The organism is Shigella sp. FC1544, from assembly GCF_001722145.1.
In the GTDB taxonomy this organism is placed as follows: Bacteria; Pseudomonadota; Gammaproteobacteria; order Enterobacterales; family Enterobacteriaceae; genus Escherichia; species Escherichia coli.
Genome location: NZ_MECT01000155.1, coordinates 19,171 through 35,321, shown reverse-complemented (window position 1 = coordinate 35,321; position 16,151 = coordinate 19,171). Strand labels below are relative to the sequence as shown.

The following is a 16,151-nucleotide window of genomic DNA, read 5'->3' as shown; positions in this document are numbered from 1 at the left end:
GGCTTACTACACCCGCAAAATGAGTCAGGGAAAACGACACAATCAGGCGCTTATCGCCCTGGCGAGACGACGCTGCGACGTTCTGTTCGCCATGATGCGCGACGGGACTTTTTATACCCCGCAGGGGTCATAACATGCTTGACAACTTAATAGGGGCACCCCCCTAACCCTCTCCCTCAGGGAGCTATCTCTTGATCAGATCTCCTGATCAAGAGACAGGGGGAGGGCCGGGGTGAGGGGAAAAGGCCGCACGGTTCACCAATTTTCTGCTATCCTGCCCCCGCACTAAGGGGGCAGTATGCTAAACATCGTACTTTACGAACCAGAAATTCCGCCAAATACTGGCAACATCATCCGTCTTTGCGCTAATACCGGCTTTCGTCTGCATATCATCGAACCGATGGGATTTGCCTGGGACGATAAGCGCCTGCGCCGCGCGGGGCTGGACTATCACGAGTTTACCGCCGTTACGCGTCATCATGACTATCGCGCGTTCCTCGAAGCAGAAAATCCCCAGCGCCTGTTTGCCCTCACCACGAAAGGTACGCCTGCTCACAGCGCCGTAAGCTATCAGGATGGCGATTATCTGATGTTCGGCCCGGAAACACGCGGCCTGCCAGCGAGCATTCTTGATGCCCTGCCCGCTGAACAAAAAATTCGCATTCCGATGGTGCCGGACAGCCGCAGCATGAATCTGTCCAATGCGGTGTCGGTAGTGGTGTATGAAGCCTGGCGGCAGCTGGGATATCCGGGAGCGTTGTTGAGAGATTAGTTACTGTATGCCGGATAGATGATTACATCGCATCCGGCACGATCACAGGACATTAGATCCCATCCCCATACTCAAATGTATGGTTAATACCGTTGAAATGCTGGTCCATATCCATTGATGGCTTATCGCTGTCTGGTTTACCGACAATACGAGCCGGAACGCCAGCGGCGGTTGTATGCGGCGGCACCGGTTGCAGCACCACGGAACCTGCGCCAATCTTCGCGCCGCGACCAACTTCAATATTGCCGAGGATTTTCGCGCCCGCGCCAATCATCACACCTTCACGAATTTTCGGGTGACGGTCACCACCAGATTTACCCGTACCGCCAAGCGTCACAGATTGCAGAATCGATACGTCGTTTTCAATTACCGCCGTTTCACCCACAACGATGCCCGTGGCGTGGTCGAGCATAATGCCACGGCCAATTTTTGCTGCCGGGTGAATATCGACCTGGAACGTCACAGAAACCTGGTTTTGCAGAAAGATTGCCAATGCGCGACGCCCCTGATTCCACAACCAGTGACCGATGCGATAGGCCTGCAAGGCATGAAAACCCTTCAGGTATAACAACGGGGTTGAGTATTTATCGACTGCCGGGTCGCGGGTACGCACCGCCTGAATATCACAGGCCGCAGAGGCGATCATTTCCGGGTCAGCGGCGTAGGCTTCTTCCACCACTTCACGGATAGCAATAGCAGGCATAATTGGCGATGACAGCTTGTTCGCCAGCATGTAGCTCAGTGCACTACCAAGGTTTTCGTGCTTGAGTAGCGTCGCGTGGTAAAAACTGGCCAGCATTGGCTCACAGTCCGCCAGCGTTCTGGCTTCGGCTTTAATATTGTTCCAGACAATTTCCAGTTCTTCACACGACATTACTTACTCCACACGATGAGATAATGACCGGCCCGTTCTGCGCGGGCCGGGTCATAGCGGTAACAAAGGTTCCCTGGGGTTAGTGGCTGCTGCGCTCGTCCTTGCGTGCACGACCTAATAACGTCAATGCTGCCTCGCGCGCGTTTTTTCCGCAATATAATACTTGATAAATTTCCTCGGTTATTGGCATTTCTACGCCGAAGCGATGCGCCAGTTCGCGGACTTCTTTCGTATTGCGGTAGCCTTCCACCACCTGACCAATCTTCTCCTGCGCGCTTTGTACATCCATGCCCTGACCGAGCATCATGCCAAAACGGCGGTTACGCGACTGGTTGTCGGTACAGGTAAGCACAAGATCGCCCAGCCCCGCCATGCCCATAAAGGTGGCAGGCTCGGCACCCAGCGCCGCGCCAAGACGCGACATTTCAGCCAGCCCACGGGTGATCAGTGCCGTACGCGCATTCGCACCAAAACCGATACCGTCGGACATCCCCGCGCCAATGGCAATGACGTTTTTCACCGCACCGCCAAGCTGCACACCGATGAAATCCGGGTTGCTGTAAACGCGGAAACTTTTGCCACAGTGCAGCAATTGTTGGAGATCATCGGCAAAGGTCTGGTCGGTAGAGGCCAACGAAATAGCCGTCGGTAAACCTGCCGCCAGTTCTTTCGCAAACGTTGGGCCAGAGATAACCGCCAGCGGAATTTGATCGCCTAAGGCCTCACGCGCCACGTCCTGTAACAGACGTCCGGTTTCCGCTTCCAGCCCTTTGGTCGCCCACACCAGACGCGCATCAGGACGCATCAGCGGTTTAATCTGGCGCAGCACTTCACCAAAGACATGGCTGGGTACGACGACGAGAATATTACGGCTGGCAGCCAGCGCAGTGGCGAGATCGCTTTCAAGATGGAGCGTATCGGGAAAAGGCACATCGGGGAGAAACGCGGCGTTACAGCGGTCGCGTTCAAGCGTTGCGATATGTTCAGGGTCATGGCCCCAGAGGACAACCTCGTGGCCATTTCTTGCCAGGGTAATGGCAAGAGCGGTGCCGTACGAGCCGGCACCGATCACAGTCATTGAAGCATTACGTTGGTTCATCAGGCATCCTGATGTTCTTCAGTACCTTCGCCAGCCTGCTGCTGCAAATAGTTCATGAACAGCGCATCGAAGTTAACCGGCGCAAGGTTCAGTTGCGGGAATGTACCGCGGGATACCATGCTGGTGATGCACTCACGAGCATACGGGAACAGAATGTTCGGGCAGTATGCGCCCAGGCAATGTGCCATCTGGGTGCCTTCGATACCCGCGATGGAGAAAATACCGCCCTGCTGAACTTCACACAGGAACGCGGTTTCTTCGCCCAGGGTGGCCGTTACGGTAACACGCAGTACCACTTCGTATACGTCATCTGCCAGTTGGGAAGATGCCGTATCCAGATCAAGTTTAACTTCTGGTTGCCAATCTTTCTGGAAAACGTGCGGCGCGTTCGGCGCTTCGAAAGAGATATCCTTGGTATAAATACGTTGGATCTGGAAAGTCATTTCAGTGTTGTTTTGTTCTGACATGTGTAGAAAACCCTTAAGTGTTGTCCTTAAATACTGCGCAATGTAATGCCAACGTTCACACGTTATTTCAGCAGGGGATCCAGTCCACCACGTGCATCCAATGCATACAAGTCATCACAGCCGCCAATGTGCTGTGCGTCAATAAAAATCTGGGGAACCGTGGTGCGACCGCTGCGTTTGATCATCTCTTCACGCTTGGCGGCATTGCCATCGATCGGCAACTCCTGAAAACTCACGCCCTTGCTGCTCAGCAGTGCTTTTGCACGATGGCAATACGGGCAGGTTTCTTTGGTATAGATTTCAACATTGGCCATAATTTAGCTCCTGTTTTTTTACCCTGAAATTTCATGTTGCAGGGCGGCTGCAAAATGGAGTGTCCCCAGAAGCTTATAACAATAAGTCGCTGGGGGCCTAATTGCAGCTAACGGCCTGCATCATGAAAGACGACAGGTAAATTATTTGCCGCGCACCAGAGGCAAGTTTTCGCCAGCCCAGCCAGCAACGCCCTCTTTCAGCACGAATACTTGCGCAAAACCAGCTTTCGTCAGCGCGTTTGCAGGCTCCTGGCACTGCATGCCAGAACCGTCTACCACGATAACCGGTTTGTCTTTGTGCTTCTCAAGCTCACCAACATTGTTGGCTTTGATTTCGCTCGGCAACAGATTGATAGAACCTGCGATATGGCCTTTACGGAAGTCATCACGCTGACGTAAATCCACAACCACAGCGTCTTCTTTGTTGATCAGACGCGTAGCTTCACCACGAGTAATCACCTTCACTTTCGAGGTCAGGCTCTTAAACGTAGTCACAAGAACCGCCACCAGTAACGCGATCCAGGCGATACTCAGTATGGGATGACGGCCAACAAATTGCATAATTTCTTGCATGGGGGGTAACAACTCCCGACGTAGTGATTAAAAAAACCAGGAAAGGAGTATACCTGCGCGGTGCGGCAAATACAGCCAGCGCGTTAACTGGAATGCAATTTTGCGGGGCACGACGAAAAAAAAGCGCAAATCTGGCATCGGCTTGCCGCGAGCGGTCGTATATTTTGATCTTCAGAGGCTATTTTATCGATTCAGCTGTAGTAAAATTACGCAAATTTTGACTCTTGAGTATGAGGTTGTCGCAATGTCGGTTTCTAAAAAACCTATGGTACTGGTGATTCTGGATGGCTATGGCTATCGTGAAGAACAGCAGGATAACGCCATTTTTAGTGCTAAAACCCCGGTAATGGATGCACTGTGGGCCAATCGTCCGCATACCCTGATCGACGCTTCCGGTCTGGAAGTCGGTCTGCCTGACCGTCAGATGGGTAACTCCGAAGTAGGCCACGTTAACCTGGGTGCCGGCCGCATCGTGTATCAGGACCTGACTCGTCTGGACGTTGAAATCAAAGATCGCGCTTTCTTTGCTAATCCAGTGCTGACTGGCGCGGTAGATAAAGCGAAAAACGCAGGTAAAGCAGTACACATTATGGGTCTGCTCTCCGCAGGCGGCGTACACAGCCACGAAGATCACATCATGGCGATGGTAGAACTGGCAGCTGAACGCGGCGCAGAAAAAATCTACCTGCACGCATTCCTTGACGGTCGCGACACCCCGCCGCGCAGTGCTGAATCCTCGCTGAAAAAATTTGAAGAGAAATTTGCTGCGCTGGGTAAAGGCCGCGTAGCGTCCATCATTGGTCGTTACTACGCGATGGACCGCGATAACCGTTGGGATCGCGTTGAAAAAGCCTATGACCTGCTGACTCTGGCGCAGGGTGAGTTCCAGGCCGATACTGCCGTTGCTGGTTTGCAGGCAGCTTATGCTCGCGACGAAAACGACGAGTTCGTGAAAGCGACCGTTATTCGTGCAGAAGGTCAGCCAGATGCGGCAATGGAAGACGGCGATGCGCTGATTTTCATGAACTTCCGTGCTGACCGCGCGCGCGAAATCACTCGTGCATTCGTAAACGCAGATTTCGACGGCTTCGCGCGTAAGAAAGTGGTTAACGTCGATTTCGTGATGCTGACCGAATACGCCGCTGACATCAAAACTGCGGTTGCTTACCCACCCGCTTCCCTGGTTAACACCTTCGGCGAGTGGATGGCGAAAAACGACAAAACTCAGTTGCGTATTTCCGAAACCGAAAAATATGCCCACGTTACTTTCTTCTTCAACGGTGGCGTAGAAGAGTCATTCAAAGGCGAAGATCGCATTCTGATCAACTCACCGAAAGTGGCTACCTACGATCTGCAACCGGAAATGAGCTCCGCAGAGCTGACCGAAAAACTGGTTGCGGCCATCAAGAGCGGCAAATACGACACCATTATCTGTAACTATCCGAACGGCGACATGGTAGGTCACACCGGGGTGATGGAAGCGGCGGTTAAAGCGGTTGAAGCACTGGATCACTGCGTGGAAGAAGTCGCGAAAGCGGTTGAGTCCGTGGGTGGACAACTGCTGATCACCGCTGACCACGGTAACGCTGAACAGATGCGCGATCCGGCAACGGGTCAGGCACACACGGCACACACCAACCTGCCAGTTCCGCTGATTTACGTTGGTGATAAGAACGTGAAAGCGGTTGCAGGCGGCAAACTTTCTGACATCGCGCCGACCATGTTGTCGCTGATGGGTATGGAAATCCCGCAAGAGATGACTGGTAAGCCGCTGTTCATCGTGGAATAATCCCTCCCCATGAGGGGAAAGGCGATTAATACCATGACACGGGCCGTGAAACCGCGCAGGTTTGCAATCAGGCCCATCATCTACGCCAGCGTTCTTAGCGCTGGCGTATTGTTGTGCGCCTTTTCCGCCCACGCGGATGTGCGTGACCAACTCAAATCTATTCAGGCCGATATCGCCGCAAAAGAGCGCGCGGTACGCCAAAAGCAACAACAACGCGCAAGCCTGCTCGCACAATTGAAAAAGCAGGAAGAAGCGATCTCTGAAGCCACCCGTAAGCTGCGCGAAACGCAAAACACGCTCAATCAACTCAATAAACAGATTGATGAGATGAACGCGTCGATTGCCAAACTGGAGCAGCAAAAAGCCGCCCAGGAGCGCAGCCTCGCCGCACAACTGGATGCCGCATTCCGTCAGGGCGAGCATACCGGTATTCAGCTAATTCTCAGCGGTGAAGAAAGCCAGTGTGGACAGCGTTTACAGGCTTATTTCGGCTATCTCAACCAGGCGCGACAAGAAACCATTGCCCAGTTGAAGCAAACGCGTGAAGAAGTCGCCATGCAGCGTGCTGAACTGGAAGAGAAACAAAGCGAGCAACAAACGCTGTTATATGAACAGCGCGCCCAACAGGCGAAACTGACTCAGGCTCTGAACGAGCGTAAAAAGACGCTGGCGGGGCTGGAATCTTCCATCCAGCAAGGTCAGCAGCAGCTAAGTGAACTGCGTGCCAACGAATCCCGTCTGCGTAACAGCATTGCCCGTGCGGAAGCCGCGGCGAAAGCGCGTGCTGAACGAGAAGCGCGTGAGGCCCAGGCGGTTCGCGACCGCCAGAAAGAAGCGACGCGCAAAGGCACCACCTACAAACCGACCGAAAGCGAAAAATCGCTGATGTCCCGAACTGGTGGTCTGGGTGCGCCGCGTGGTCAGGCATTCTGGCCGGTTCGCGGGCCGACGCTGCATCGCTATGGCGAGCAGCTACAGGGTGAATTACGCTGGAAAGGGATGGTTATCGGTGCCTCTGAAGGTACTGAAGTTAAAGCAATTGCCGACGGTCGAGTGATTCTGGCTGACTGGCTGCAAGGTTACGGTCTGGTGGTGGTGGTTGAGCACGGTAAAGGCGACATGAGTCTTTACGGCTATAATCAGAGCGCACTGGTGAGCGTTGGTTCGCAGGTTCGCGCGGGCCAGCCAATTGCACTGGTGGGCAGCAGTGGCGGTCAGGGTCGGCCTTCACTCTATTTCGAAATTCGCCGCCAGGGTCAGGCGGTCAATCCACAGCCGTGGTTGGGAAGATAAGTTTTGTTTCCATTTCGTCGTAACGTTCTTGCATTTGCCGCTCTGTTGGCGCTCTCCTCCCCCGTACTTGCTGGCAAACTTGCCATCGTCATTGATGATTTTGGGTATCGCCCGCACAACGAAAACCAGGTGCTGGCGATGCCCTCCGCTATCTCCGTCGCTGTATTACCCGATTCACCGCACGCCAGAGAGATGGCGACCAAAGCGCATAACAGCGGGCACGAAGTGTTGATTCATCTCCCGATGGCACCACTGAGTAAACAGCCGCTGGAGAAAAATACGCTGCGCCCGGAGATGAGCAGCGACGAAATTGAGCGCATTATTCGTAGTGCGGTCAATAACGTGCCCTATGCCGCAGGGATCAACAACCACATGGGTAGCAAGATGACCTCTAACCTGTTTGGTATGCAGAAAGTGATGCAGGCACTGGAGCGTTACAATCTTTACTTCCTCGACAGCGTAACCATCGGTAATACCCAGGCGATGCGCGCCGCGCAAGGTACTGGCGTGAAGGTTATTAAACGGAAGGTGTTCCTCGACGATTCGCAGAACGAAGCGGACATCCGTGTGCAATTTAATCGCGCAATTGATCTGGCGCGTCGCAACGGTTCAACCATTGCCATTGGGCATCCTCACCCTTTAACGGTACGCGTGCTACAACAGATGGTTTATAACCTGCCGCCAGACATTACGCTGGTGAAAGCCAGCAGCTTGCTGAATGAACCGCAGGTTGATACTTCTACACCGCCGAAAAACGCTGTGCCTGATGCACCGCGTAATCCGTTCCGTGGCGTGAAGCTGTGCAAACCGAAGAAACCGATAGAACCTGTTTATGCTAATCGCTTCTTTGAAGTATTAAGCGAAAGCATCAGCCAGAGCACGCTGATCGTTTACTTCCAGCATCAGTGGCAAGGCTGGGGCAAACAGCCCGAAGCGGCGAAGTTTAACGCTAGCGCAAATTAAAGGCGCTACGCGTAATGCGATGGTGCGACCGCGTTTTGTCGCGCCATTGCCATAAGCGGAAAGACCACAGTAACGCCTGGTAACCGACCTTCACGCTGCGCACATTGGTAATCAGGCGCTTATACATACCGGAAGTAAATATCTCGGCAATCATCCGTTGGCGGGTAAGAATATCCGGCTCTTTGCGCACCGCATGGCAAACACGCAATGCTTCGTAAGTTATTTGCTGATGAAATTCCGGATAAATCGTAATTTTGTCGGCATAATTTCGATTTAATTTCTCCAGCAGGCGGGTAATCTTAATATAGTGACGTTGATAATTAAGGTTTTTATTCCCTTGTCTATGCAACCGACTCACTGACGTATTATGCAGATAATATTTATATAATGATTGCTCGGTATATCGCGCACGCAGCGCGTTAAACATGAATTCTGTTGTCCAGACAATATCCTGATGATGTAATCCGGCAATAAATTTAATGTTATTTTTAACAATAACATCACGGCGATAAACCCCCATCCAGACAACGTGAGTCCAACGGCGCGAAGAAAGCCCCATCCGCAGCCAGTCCGGGCCGGTTAATACGCCGGTTGAGCGAAGGCGATCGCTGGGGATGGATTGCCAGGTTTCTCCCGTCTCACGAAAAGACCAGTCAGCGTTGCACTGCGCCACGTCGAGGTCGTCCTCTAACGCCATGGTCATCAGCGTTTCGTACATGGTGGGATAGACCTCATCGTCAGCATCGACAAAAGCGACATATTTGCCCGTCGCCACCTCGATCCCACGATTACGCGCTACCGATGCGCCAGCATTCGCCTGATGCAACAAACGAACGTGCGGATAGTTTTCTGCGTAATGCTTTGCTATTTCAACAGAATTATCCGTTGAACCATCGTTAATAATAATGATTTCCAGAGCAGTCCAGGTTTGCGTAATTAAAGATTCCATACAAGTGCGGAAATCATCGCCCGCATTATATAACGGAATAATAACACTAAGTTTATTGGTGCTGTTCATCATAAATTACCGACGACCTCTGAAGTTATCCTGACGTTTTACAGGCTTTGTATTAAGAAACTATTAAGCCTGTGAGATATTATTTTTACAGGTGAGAGAGTCACTTCAGGGTAGAGAGATAATGAGAACAGCTATATAAGAGATCAGCGCAATTACGAACTCTTTATTACACTGACAGGATTTTACATATTCAACAGATTATCCCCAGATAAAAGGGCTGGAATACCAGCCCTTGTTCGTGTTAATCCCAGCTCAGAATTACTTTCCCGGACTGGCCCGAACGCATAGCGTCAAAGCCCTTCTGGAAATCATCGATAGAGAAACGATGGGTAATGATCGGCGAGAGATCGAGGCCAGACTGAATCAGCGCCGCCATCTTGTACCAGGTTTCAAACATCTCACGACCGTAAATACCTTTAATGAACAAGCCTTTAAAGATCACTTTGGTCCAGTCGATAGACATATCAGACGGCGGAATACCCAGCATCGCAATACGGCCGCCGTGGTTCATGGTGTCAAGCATGGTACGAAACGCTGGCGGCGCACCGGACATTTCCAGACCGACATCAAAGCCTTCGGTCATGCCCAGTTCAGCCATCACATCATTAAGGTTTTCTTTCGCGACGTTAACCGCACGGGTGATACCCATTTTGCGCGCCAGCTCAAGGCGGTATTCGTTAACATCAGTGATCACCACATTGCGTGCACCAACGTGTTTCGCCACCGCCGCAGCCATAATACCTATCGGACCTGCACCAGAGACCAGCACATCCTCGCCAACCAGATCGAACGACAGCGCGGTATGCACGGCGTTACCGAAGGGATCAAAAATGGAAGCCAGGTCGTCGGAGATATTGTCTGGGATTTTGAAGGCGTTGAACGCCGGGATCACCAGATATTCGGCGAAGCAGCCCGGACGGTTAACGCCGACGCCGATCGTGTTGCGGCACAGATGGGTACGACCGCCACGACAGTTGCGACAGTGACCGCAGGTGATATGGCCTTCGCCAGAAACGCGATCGCCGATTTTGAAGCCTTTCACTTCCTGACCAATACCTACCACTTCACCGACATATTCATGGCCTACGACCATCGGCACCGGGATGGTTTTTTGCGACCACTCATCCCAGTTATAGATGTGAACGTCAGTCCCGCAGATGGCTGTTTTACGGATTTTAATCAGCAGATCGTTATGCCCGAGTTCCGGTACAGGGACGTCGGCCATCCAGATGCCCTCTTCCGCTTTCAGTTTGGATAACGCTTTCATCTCACATCCTCAGGCGATAACGCCCAGTTGTTTACCAATACGCGTGAATGCTTCTACTGCACGCGTAATTTGCTCAGGGGTATGCGCCGCAGACATCTGGGTACGAATACGCGCCTGACCTTTCGGAACGACCGGATAGAAGAAACCGGTGACGTAAATGCCCTCTTTTTGCAGCTCTCGGGCAAATTTCTGCGCCACTACCGCATCACCAAGCATGACCGGAATAATGGCGTGATCGGCTCCCGCCAGGGTAAAGCCCGCCGCCGACATTTGCTCACGGAACTGACGCGCGTTCGCCCACAGACGGTCACGCAGTTCGCTGCCCGCTTCGACCATCTCCAGTACTTTGATGGACGCGGCAACAATGGCCGGTGCCAGCGAGTTGGAGAACAGGTACGGACGAGAACGCTGGCGCAGCCACTCAACCACCTCTTTGCGCGCCGCGGTATAACCACCAGAAGCCCCGCCCAGCGCTTTACCAAGCGTACCGGTGATAATATCGACCCGGCCCATCACATCGCAGTATTCATGGGAACCACGACCATTTTCACCGACAAAACCGACCGCGTGGGAGTCATCCACCATCACCAAGGCATCGTATTTATCTGCCAGATCGCAAACGCCTTTCAGGTTGGCAATCACGCCGTCCATTGAGAACACACCATCGGTGGCAATCAGCACATGACGCGCACCGGCTTCACGCGCTTCTTTCAGACGTGCTTCCAGCTCCTGCATATCGTTGTTGGCATAGCGATAGCGTTTAGCTTTGCACAGACGCACACCATCAATAATAGACGCGTGGTTCAGTGCGTCGGAGATAATAGCGTCTTCCGCACCCAGCAGCGTTTCAAACAGTCCACCGTTAGCATCAAAGCAGGAAGAGTAGAGAATCGCATCTTCCATCCCCAGGAATGCCGCCAGTTTTTGTTCAAGCTCTTTATGGCTGTCCTGAGTGCCGCAAATAAAACGCACCGAAGCCATGCCGAAACCGTGAGAATCCATTCCCGCCTTTGCTGCCGCAATCAGATCCGGATGATTCGCCAGCCCGAGATAGTTGTTGGCACAAAAGTTAATGACGTGGCTTCCATCAGCCACAGTGATATCTGCTTGCTGCGCAGACGTAATAATGCGCTCTTCTTTAAACAACCCTTCCGCCCGTGCGGTTTCCAGATCGTTGGTTAACTGCTGATAAAATTCTCCACGCATTGCGATTCTCCAGACAGGGCAAATTCCAGCACATATTACCCAAACTTATACGTCGCGAGAGATGACGCGTTAACACTTCTGCAAAATTCAGGATAAATAACGTCCATCAATCTCACTTTTGGCGAATGGCTGAAGCCAACGCCGTATAGTGATATGATAGAAGTATTCGTGTCTGAGATTGTCTCTGACTCCATAATTCGAAGGTTACAGTTATGATCATCGTTACCGGCGGCGCGGGCTTTATCGGCAGCAACATCGTTAAGGCCCTGAATGATAAAGGCATCACCGATATTCTGGTGGTGGACAACCTGAAAGACGGCACCAAGTTTGTGAACCTGGTGGATCTGGATATCGCGGACTATATGGATAAGGAAGACTTCCTGATCCAGATTATGGCTGGCGAAGAGTTCGGCGATGTCGAAGCGATTTTCCACGAAGGCGCATGCTCTTCCACCACCGAGTGGGACGGCAAGTATATGATGGATAACAACTATCAATACTCCAAGGAGCTGCTGCACTACTGCCTGGAGCGCGAAATCCCGTTCCTGTACGCTTCTTCCGCAGCCACCTACGGCGGACGCACCTCCGACTTTATTGAATCCCGCGAGTACGAAAAACCGTTGAACGTCTACGGTTACTCAAAATTCCTGTTTGATGAATATGTTCGCCAAATCCTGCCTGAAGCGAACTCGCAGATTGTTGGCTTCCGCTATTTCAACGTTTATGGACCGCGTGAAGGCCATAAAGGCAGCATGGCGAGCGTCGCTTTCCATCTCAACACTCAGCTTAACAACGGTGAATCACCGAAGCTGTTTGAAGGTAGCGAGAACTTCAAACGTGACTTCGTCTATGTGGGCGACGTGGCAGATGTAAACCTGTGGTTCCTGGAAAATGGCGTTTCCGGTATCTTCAACCTCGGTACTGGTCGTGCGGAATCCTTCCAGGCCGTAGCAGATGCTACTCTGGCTTATCACAAGAAAGGCCAGATCGAATACATTCCGTTCCCGGATAAGCTGAAAGGCCGCTACCAGGCGTTCACTCAGGCAGATCTGACAAATCTGCGCGCGGCGGGTTACGACAAACCGTTCAAAACCGTTGCTGAAGGTGTAACGGAATACATGGCCTGGCTGAATCGCGACGCATAAGAGCTCTGCATGAAAATACTGGTGATCGGCCCGTCTTGGGTTGGCGACATGATGATGTCGCAAAGTCTCTATCGCACGCTCCAGGCGCGCTATCCCCAGGCGATAATCGATGTGATGGCACCGGCATGGTGCCGTCCATTATTATCGCGGATGCCGGAAGTTAACGAAGCTATCCCTATGCCTCTCGGTCACGGAGCGCTGGAAATCGGCGAACGCCGCAAACTGGGTCATAGCCTGCGTGAAAAGCGCTACGACCGCGCCTACGTCTTACCCAACTCCTTCAAATCTGCATTAGTGCCTTTCTTCGCGGGTATTCCTCATCGCACCGGCTGGCGCGGCGAGATGCGCTACGGTTTACTCAACGATGTACGCGTGCTCGATAAAGAAGCCTGGCCGCTAATGGTGGAACGCTATGTCGCGCTGGCCTATGACAAAGGCATTATGCGTACCGCACAAGATCTGCCGCAGCCATTGTTATGGCCGCAGTTGCAGGTGAGCGAAGGTGAAAAATCATATACCTGTAATCAATTTTCGCTTTCATCAGAACGTCCGATGATTGGCTTTTGCCCGGGTGCGGAGTTTGGTCCGGCAAAACGCTGGCCACACTACCACTATGCGGAACTGGCAAAGCAGCTGATTGATGAAGGTTATCAGGTGGTTCTGTTTGGCTCTGCGAAAGATCATGAAGCGGGCAATGAGATTCTTGCCGCTTTGAATACCGAGCAGCAGGCATGGTGTCGGAACCTGGCGGGGGAAACACAGCTTGATCAAGCGGTTATCCTGATTGCAGCCTGTAAAGCCATTGTCACTAACGATTCTGGCCTGATGCACGTTGCGGCGGCGCTCAATCGTCCGCTGGTTGCCCTGTATGGTCCAAGTAGCCCGGACTTCACACCGCCGCTATCCCATAAAGCGCGCGTGATCCGTCTGATTACCGGCTATCACAAAGTGCGTAAAGGTGACGCTGCGGAGGGTTATCACCAGAGCTTGATCGACATTACTCCCCAGCGCGTACTGGAAGAACTCAACACGCTATTGTTACAAGAGGAAGCCTGACGGATGCGGGTTTTGATCGTTAAAACATCGTCGATGGGCGATGTTCTCCATACGTTGCCCGCACTCACTGATGCCCAGCAGGCAATCCCAGGGATTAAGTTTGACTGGGTGGTGGAAGAAGGGTTCGCACAGATTCCTTCCTGGCACGCTGCCGTTGAGCGAGTTATTCCTGTGGCAATACGTCGCTGGCGTAAAGCCTGGTTCTCGGCCCCCATAAAAGCTGAACGCAAAGCGTTTCGTGAAGCGCTACAAGCAGAGAACTATGACGCAGTTATCGACGCTCAGGGGCTGGTAAAAAGCGCGGCACTGGTGACACGTCTGGCGCATGGCGTAAAGCATGGATTGGACTGGCAAACCGCTCGCGAACCTTTAGCCAGCCTGTTTTACAATTGTAAGCATCATATTGCAAAACAGCAGCACGCCGTAGAACGCACCCGCGAACTGTTTGCCAAAAGTTTGGGCTATAGCAAACCGCAAACCCAGGGCGATTATGCTATCGCACAGCATTTTCTGACGAACCTGCCTACAGATGCTGGCGAATATGCCGTATTTCTTCATGCGACGACCCGTGATGATAAACACTGGCCGGAAGAACACTGGCGAGAATTGATTGGTTTACTGGCTGATTCAGGAATACGGATTAAACTTCCGTGGGGCGCGCCGCATGAGGAAGAACGGGCGAAACGACTGGCGGAAGGATTTGATTATGTTGAAGTATTGCCGAAGATGAGTCTGGAAGGCGTTGCCCGCGTGCTGGCCGGGGCTAAATTTGTAGTGTCGGTGGATACGGGGTTAAGCCATTTAACGGCGGCACTGGATAGACCCAATATCACGGTTTATGGACCAACCGATCCGGGATTAATTGGTGGGTATGGGAAGAATCAGATGGTTTGTAGGGCTCCGGGGAATGAGTTGTCTCAATTGACAGCAAATGCTGTTAAGCGATTCATTGAAGAAAACGCTGAAAACGCTGCTATGATTTAAATTACAACCCCTTAATAGATAATTTTGAAATAAAATCAGCCTCCTTGCTGATTTTATTTCATATATTCATTACTTATCTAATAAATATTGGTCTGATTGTGCTTTAAAATAAGCACAAAGCAATATTATGGTGACAAACACAGCAGTCGGAACCGGTTTAGAAAAGAGTATTACATCACTTAGGCCTACTACCAGTAGTGAAAAAAGCAAGATTAAAATATAAGGTTCTTTAGCAGTTCTTAAGGCATATATGAGTATTGCTGAAAATGCTAAAATTGTTAATACAACTCCAGGAATACCACGCGTTGATAACGTATCTATGAGATCGTTATGCAAATGAGAATCTACAAAGGGTAAAGCGCCACTCAATCTAGGCTCTTTTTCTTCTAGCTCATGTATTTTTTCTGCACGTTTTTCCAGTGATTGTCCTATTGGAGAATATGTTTTTAAGCCAACTTCATACATTGCCAAACGGGCACCGACTGAAGTTCTGGTGTTATCATGCGAATAATTAACTAAATCGTTATTTAAGTCATTCATTCTCATAAGCAATGTATCTTTAAAAGAAAATACACCTGCTAATAATGCAATCGCAATAAAACAATATAACTTATAATTAATTCGCTTATTAATATAACTATCCATTACGATTAATATTAACGCAAAGAATGGAAACACTAATATGGCTGCACGCGTCTCAGTTACTATGACAGCACATAAGCTAAGCATGAAGTTAATTGTATATAATGTTGTTTTATGTCTAAAGTCGGATTTTAAAATGAGAATTGATGCCAGTAAAGAAGGAAAAAGGATGATGTAGCCTGCTGTTGTAGCGTGGGAAGCTGATAATGCAACACGGTCGACGTTTAAATAGAAATGTTGCCACATGGCATGCGCAAAAAAAAGTAACTGCGTTGCCAGGGATGCGAACAGAATTAGTTTCCCAAATTTTATTTTTGTTCTCATCTCATTTTTAGCAAAAAGAACTAAGAAAATAAAAGCGCTACACAAGGCAATTTTTCCAGTTTCCATTGGGCCACGATATGCATTGGTATAAACAGAGCCTGAAACTTTATAATGTGAATACCAGATGATATTTACGATACCCAAAAGACATAATGAGATGAAAATTAACAAAGTAGGATTATTAGTTATTGTTTTTTTTGGTGTCGCAAGAAAATACAATGCAGATATAATTCCAGCTGCATGAAGAAACTTTGTTGCAACATCATCCCATAAAGACAAAGTCATTAAAGAAAAAATACATAATATGAGAATTAAAGACTTTATACCAGAATTAATTTCATTCCAACAAAACGACATATAATTTC

General features: G+C 50.8%; 16 protein-coding genes and 1 pseudogene. 8 read left to right on the top strand and 9 right to left on the bottom strand.

All coding sequences use genetic code 11. The features are described 5' to 3' along the window. Both BGK49_RS29265 and trmL read left to right on the top strand, forming a co-directional pair. A pseudogene (locus tag BGK49_RS29265) lies at window positions 1-133 on the top strand (IS110 family transposase); the annotation flags it as partial. 165 nt (window positions 134-298) lie between these two features. After that, window positions 299-772: a tRNA (uridine(34)/cytosine(34)/5-carboxymethylaminomethyluridine(34)-2'-O)-methyltransferase TrmL gene (trmL, locus tag BGK49_RS10010; RefSeq protein WP_000932346.1), complete on the top strand. Its 474-nt coding sequence runs from the start codon at window positions 299-301 to the stop codon at window positions 770-772. 52 nt (window positions 773-824) lie between these two features. Here trmL and cysE read toward each other — a convergent pair whose 3' ends face one another. The 5 genes from cysE to BGK49_RS09985 form a co-directional block, all read right to left on the bottom strand. Next, complete coding sequence (gene cysE / locus BGK49_RS10005; RefSeq protein ID WP_001277561.1) at window positions 825-1,646, bottom strand: serine O-acetyltransferase; 822 nt, start codon at window positions 1,644-1,646, stop codon at window positions 825-827. A 79-nt stretch (window positions 1,647-1,725) separates the two neighbouring features. Continuing rightward, on the bottom strand, window positions 1,726-2,745 hold the full coding sequence (gene gpsA, locus BGK49_RS10000; protein ID WP_001076197.1) for an NAD(P)H-dependent glycerol-3-phosphate dehydrogenase: 1,020 nt from the start codon (window positions 2,743-2,745) through the stop codon (window positions 1,726-1,728). Then, a complete protein-coding gene (gene secB / locus BGK49_RS09995; protein WP_000003380.1) occupies window positions 2,745-3,212 on the bottom strand; it encodes a protein-export chaperone SecB in 468 nt (155 codons plus the stop codon). The genes gpsA and secB overlap by 1 nt, the downstream gene beginning before the upstream one ends. A gap of 62 nt (window positions 3,213-3,274) precedes the next feature. Then, window positions 3,275-3,526 (bottom strand): glutaredoxin 3, encoded by a 252-nt coding sequence (gene grxC / locus BGK49_RS09990; protein WP_000024392.1) that lies wholly within the window; start codon window positions 3,524-3,526, stop codon window positions 3,275-3,277. Window positions 3,527-3,667: 141 nt separating this feature from the next. Continuing rightward, a complete protein-coding gene (locus BGK49_RS09985; RefSeq protein ID WP_001156181.1) occupies window positions 3,668-4,099 on the bottom strand; it encodes a rhodanese-like domain-containing protein in 432 nt (143 codons plus the stop codon). A gap of 244 nt (window positions 4,100-4,343) precedes the next feature. Here BGK49_RS09985 and gpmM point away from each other — a divergent pair, with 244 nt between their 5' ends. From gpmM to BGK49_RS09970, 3 genes are read left to right on the top strand one after another with little or no spacing between them, the layout of a single operon-like run. Further along, window positions 4,344-5,888 carry a 2,3-bisphosphoglycerate-independent phosphoglycerate mutase gene (gene gpmM / locus BGK49_RS09980; protein ID WP_000116565.1) on the top strand — a complete coding sequence of 515 codons (1,545 nt, stop codon included), beginning with the start codon at window positions 4,344-4,346 and terminating at the stop codon, window positions 5,886-5,888. Window positions 5,889-5,921: 33 nt separating this feature from the next. After that, the gene (gene envC / locus BGK49_RS09975) at window positions 5,922-7,181 is read left to right on the top strand and encodes a murein hydrolase activator EnvC (protein ID WP_024259683.1); all 1,260 of its coding nucleotides are present in this window, start codon (window positions 5,922-5,924) and stop codon (window positions 7,179-7,181) included. A 3-nt stretch (window positions 7,182-7,184) separates the two neighbouring features. Further along, entirely contained in the window at window positions 7,185-8,144 is a 960-nt protein-coding gene (locus BGK49_RS09970; RefSeq protein ID WP_000483840.1) for a divergent polysaccharide deacetylase family protein, read from the top strand. On the opposite strand, the gene waaH is transcribed toward BGK49_RS09970, so the two are convergent. The 3 genes from waaH to kbl all read right to left on the bottom strand — a co-directional run bounded on the left by waaH (window position 8,131) and on the right by kbl (window position 11,635). Beyond that, window positions 8,131-9,165 carry a UDP-glucuronate:LPS(HepIII) glycosyltransferase gene (gene waaH / locus BGK49_RS09965; protein WP_000982104.1) on the bottom strand — a complete coding sequence of 345 codons (1,035 nt, stop codon included), beginning with the start codon at window positions 9,163-9,165 and terminating at the stop codon, window positions 8,131-8,133. The genes BGK49_RS09970 and waaH overlap by 14 nt on opposite strands. 238 nt (window positions 9,166-9,403) lie before the next feature. Beyond that, window positions 9,404-10,429 (bottom strand): L-threonine 3-dehydrogenase, encoded by a 1,026-nt coding sequence (gene tdh / locus BGK49_RS09960; RefSeq protein ID WP_000645972.1) that lies wholly within the window; start codon window positions 10,427-10,429, stop codon window positions 9,404-9,406. 9 nt (window positions 10,430-10,438) lie between these two features. Beyond that, window positions 10,439-11,635: a glycine C-acetyltransferase gene (kbl, locus tag BGK49_RS09955; RefSeq protein ID WP_001213834.1), complete on the bottom strand. Its 1,197-nt coding sequence runs from the start codon at window positions 11,633-11,635 to the stop codon at window positions 10,439-10,441. A 212-nt stretch (window positions 11,636-11,847) separates the two neighbouring features. On the opposite strand from kbl, the gene rfaD reads away from it, so the two are divergent. The 3 genes from rfaD to rfaC are packed head-to-tail and all read left to right on the top strand — an operon-like array spanning window position 11,848 to window position 14,820. Then, window positions 11,848-12,780, top strand: coding sequence for an ADP-glyceromanno-heptose 6-epimerase (rfaD, locus tag BGK49_RS09950; protein ID WP_000587750.1), 933 nt, complete (start codon window positions 11,848-11,850; stop codon window positions 12,778-12,780). 9 nt (window positions 12,781-12,789) lie between these two features. Next, window positions 12,790-13,836, top strand: a complete 1,047-nt coding sequence (gene rfaF, locus BGK49_RS09945) for an ADP-heptose--LPS heptosyltransferase RfaF (RefSeq protein WP_000699231.1) — start codon at window positions 12,790-12,792, stop codon at window positions 13,834-13,836. 3 nt (window positions 13,837-13,839) lie between these two features. Beyond that, window positions 13,840-14,820, top strand: a complete 981-nt coding sequence (rfaC, locus tag BGK49_RS09940; RefSeq protein ID WP_001264567.1) for a lipopolysaccharide heptosyltransferase RfaC — start codon at window positions 13,840-13,842, stop codon at window positions 14,818-14,820. Between the two features lie 69 nt (window positions 14,821-14,889). On the opposite strand, the gene BGK49_RS09935 is transcribed toward rfaC, so the two are convergent. After that, complete coding sequence (locus tag BGK49_RS09935; RefSeq protein WP_005009053.1) at window positions 14,890-16,143, bottom strand: O-antigen ligase family protein; 1,254 nt, start codon at window positions 16,141-16,143, stop codon at window positions 14,890-14,892. Window positions 16,144-16,151: the final 8 nt, after the last annotated feature.

Bases quoted from the DNA above. Each gene is read 5' to 3' on its own strand.
- trmL (WP_000932346.1), top strand. From the start codon at position 299: ATGCTAAACATCGTACTTTACGAACCAGAAATTCCGCCAAATACTGGC.
- cysE (WP_001277561.1), bottom strand. From the start codon at position 1,646: ATGTCGTGTGAAGAACTGGAAATTGTCTGGAACAATATTAAAGCCGAA.
- gpsA (WP_001076197.1), bottom strand. From the start codon at position 2,745: ATGAACCAACGTAATGCTTCAATGACTGTGATCGGTGCCGGCTCGTAC.
- secB (WP_000003380.1), bottom strand. From the start codon at position 3,212: ATGTCAGAACAAAACAACACTGAAATGACTTTCCAGATCCAACGTATT.
- grxC (WP_000024392.1), bottom strand. From the start codon at position 3,526: ATGGCCAATGTTGAAATCTATACCAAAGAAACCTGCCCGTATTGCCAT.
- BGK49_RS09985 (WP_001156181.1), bottom strand. From the start codon at position 4,099: ATGCAAGAAATTATGCAATTTGTTGGCCGTCATCCCATACTGAGTATC.
- gpmM (WP_000116565.1), top strand. From the start codon at position 4,344: ATGTCGGTTTCTAAAAAACCTATGGTACTGGTGATTCTGGATGGCTAT.
- envC (WP_024259683.1), top strand. From the start codon at position 5,922: ATGACACGGGCCGTGAAACCGCGCAGGTTTGCAATCAGGCCCATCATC.
- waaH (WP_000982104.1), bottom strand. From the start codon at position 9,165: ATGATGAACAGCACCAATAAACTTAGTGTTATTATTCCGTTATATAAT.
- tdh (WP_000645972.1), bottom strand. From the start codon at position 10,429: ATGAAAGCGTTATCCAAACTGAAAGCGGAAGAGGGCATCTGGATGGCC.
- kbl (WP_001213834.1), bottom strand. From the start codon at position 11,635: ATGCGTGGAGAATTTTATCAGCAGTTAACCAACGATCTGGAAACCGCA.
- rfaD (WP_000587750.1), top strand. From the start codon at position 11,848: ATGATCATCGTTACCGGCGGCGCGGGCTTTATCGGCAGCAACATCGTT.
- rfaF (WP_000699231.1), top strand. From the start codon at position 12,790: ATGAAAATACTGGTGATCGGCCCGTCTTGGGTTGGCGACATGATGATG.
- rfaC (WP_001264567.1), top strand. From the start codon at position 13,840: ATGCGGGTTTTGATCGTTAAAACATCGTCGATGGGCGATGTTCTCCAT.
- BGK49_RS09935 (WP_005009053.1), bottom strand. From the start codon at position 16,143: ATGTCGTTTTGTTGGAATGAAATTAATTCTGGTATAAAGTCTTTAATT.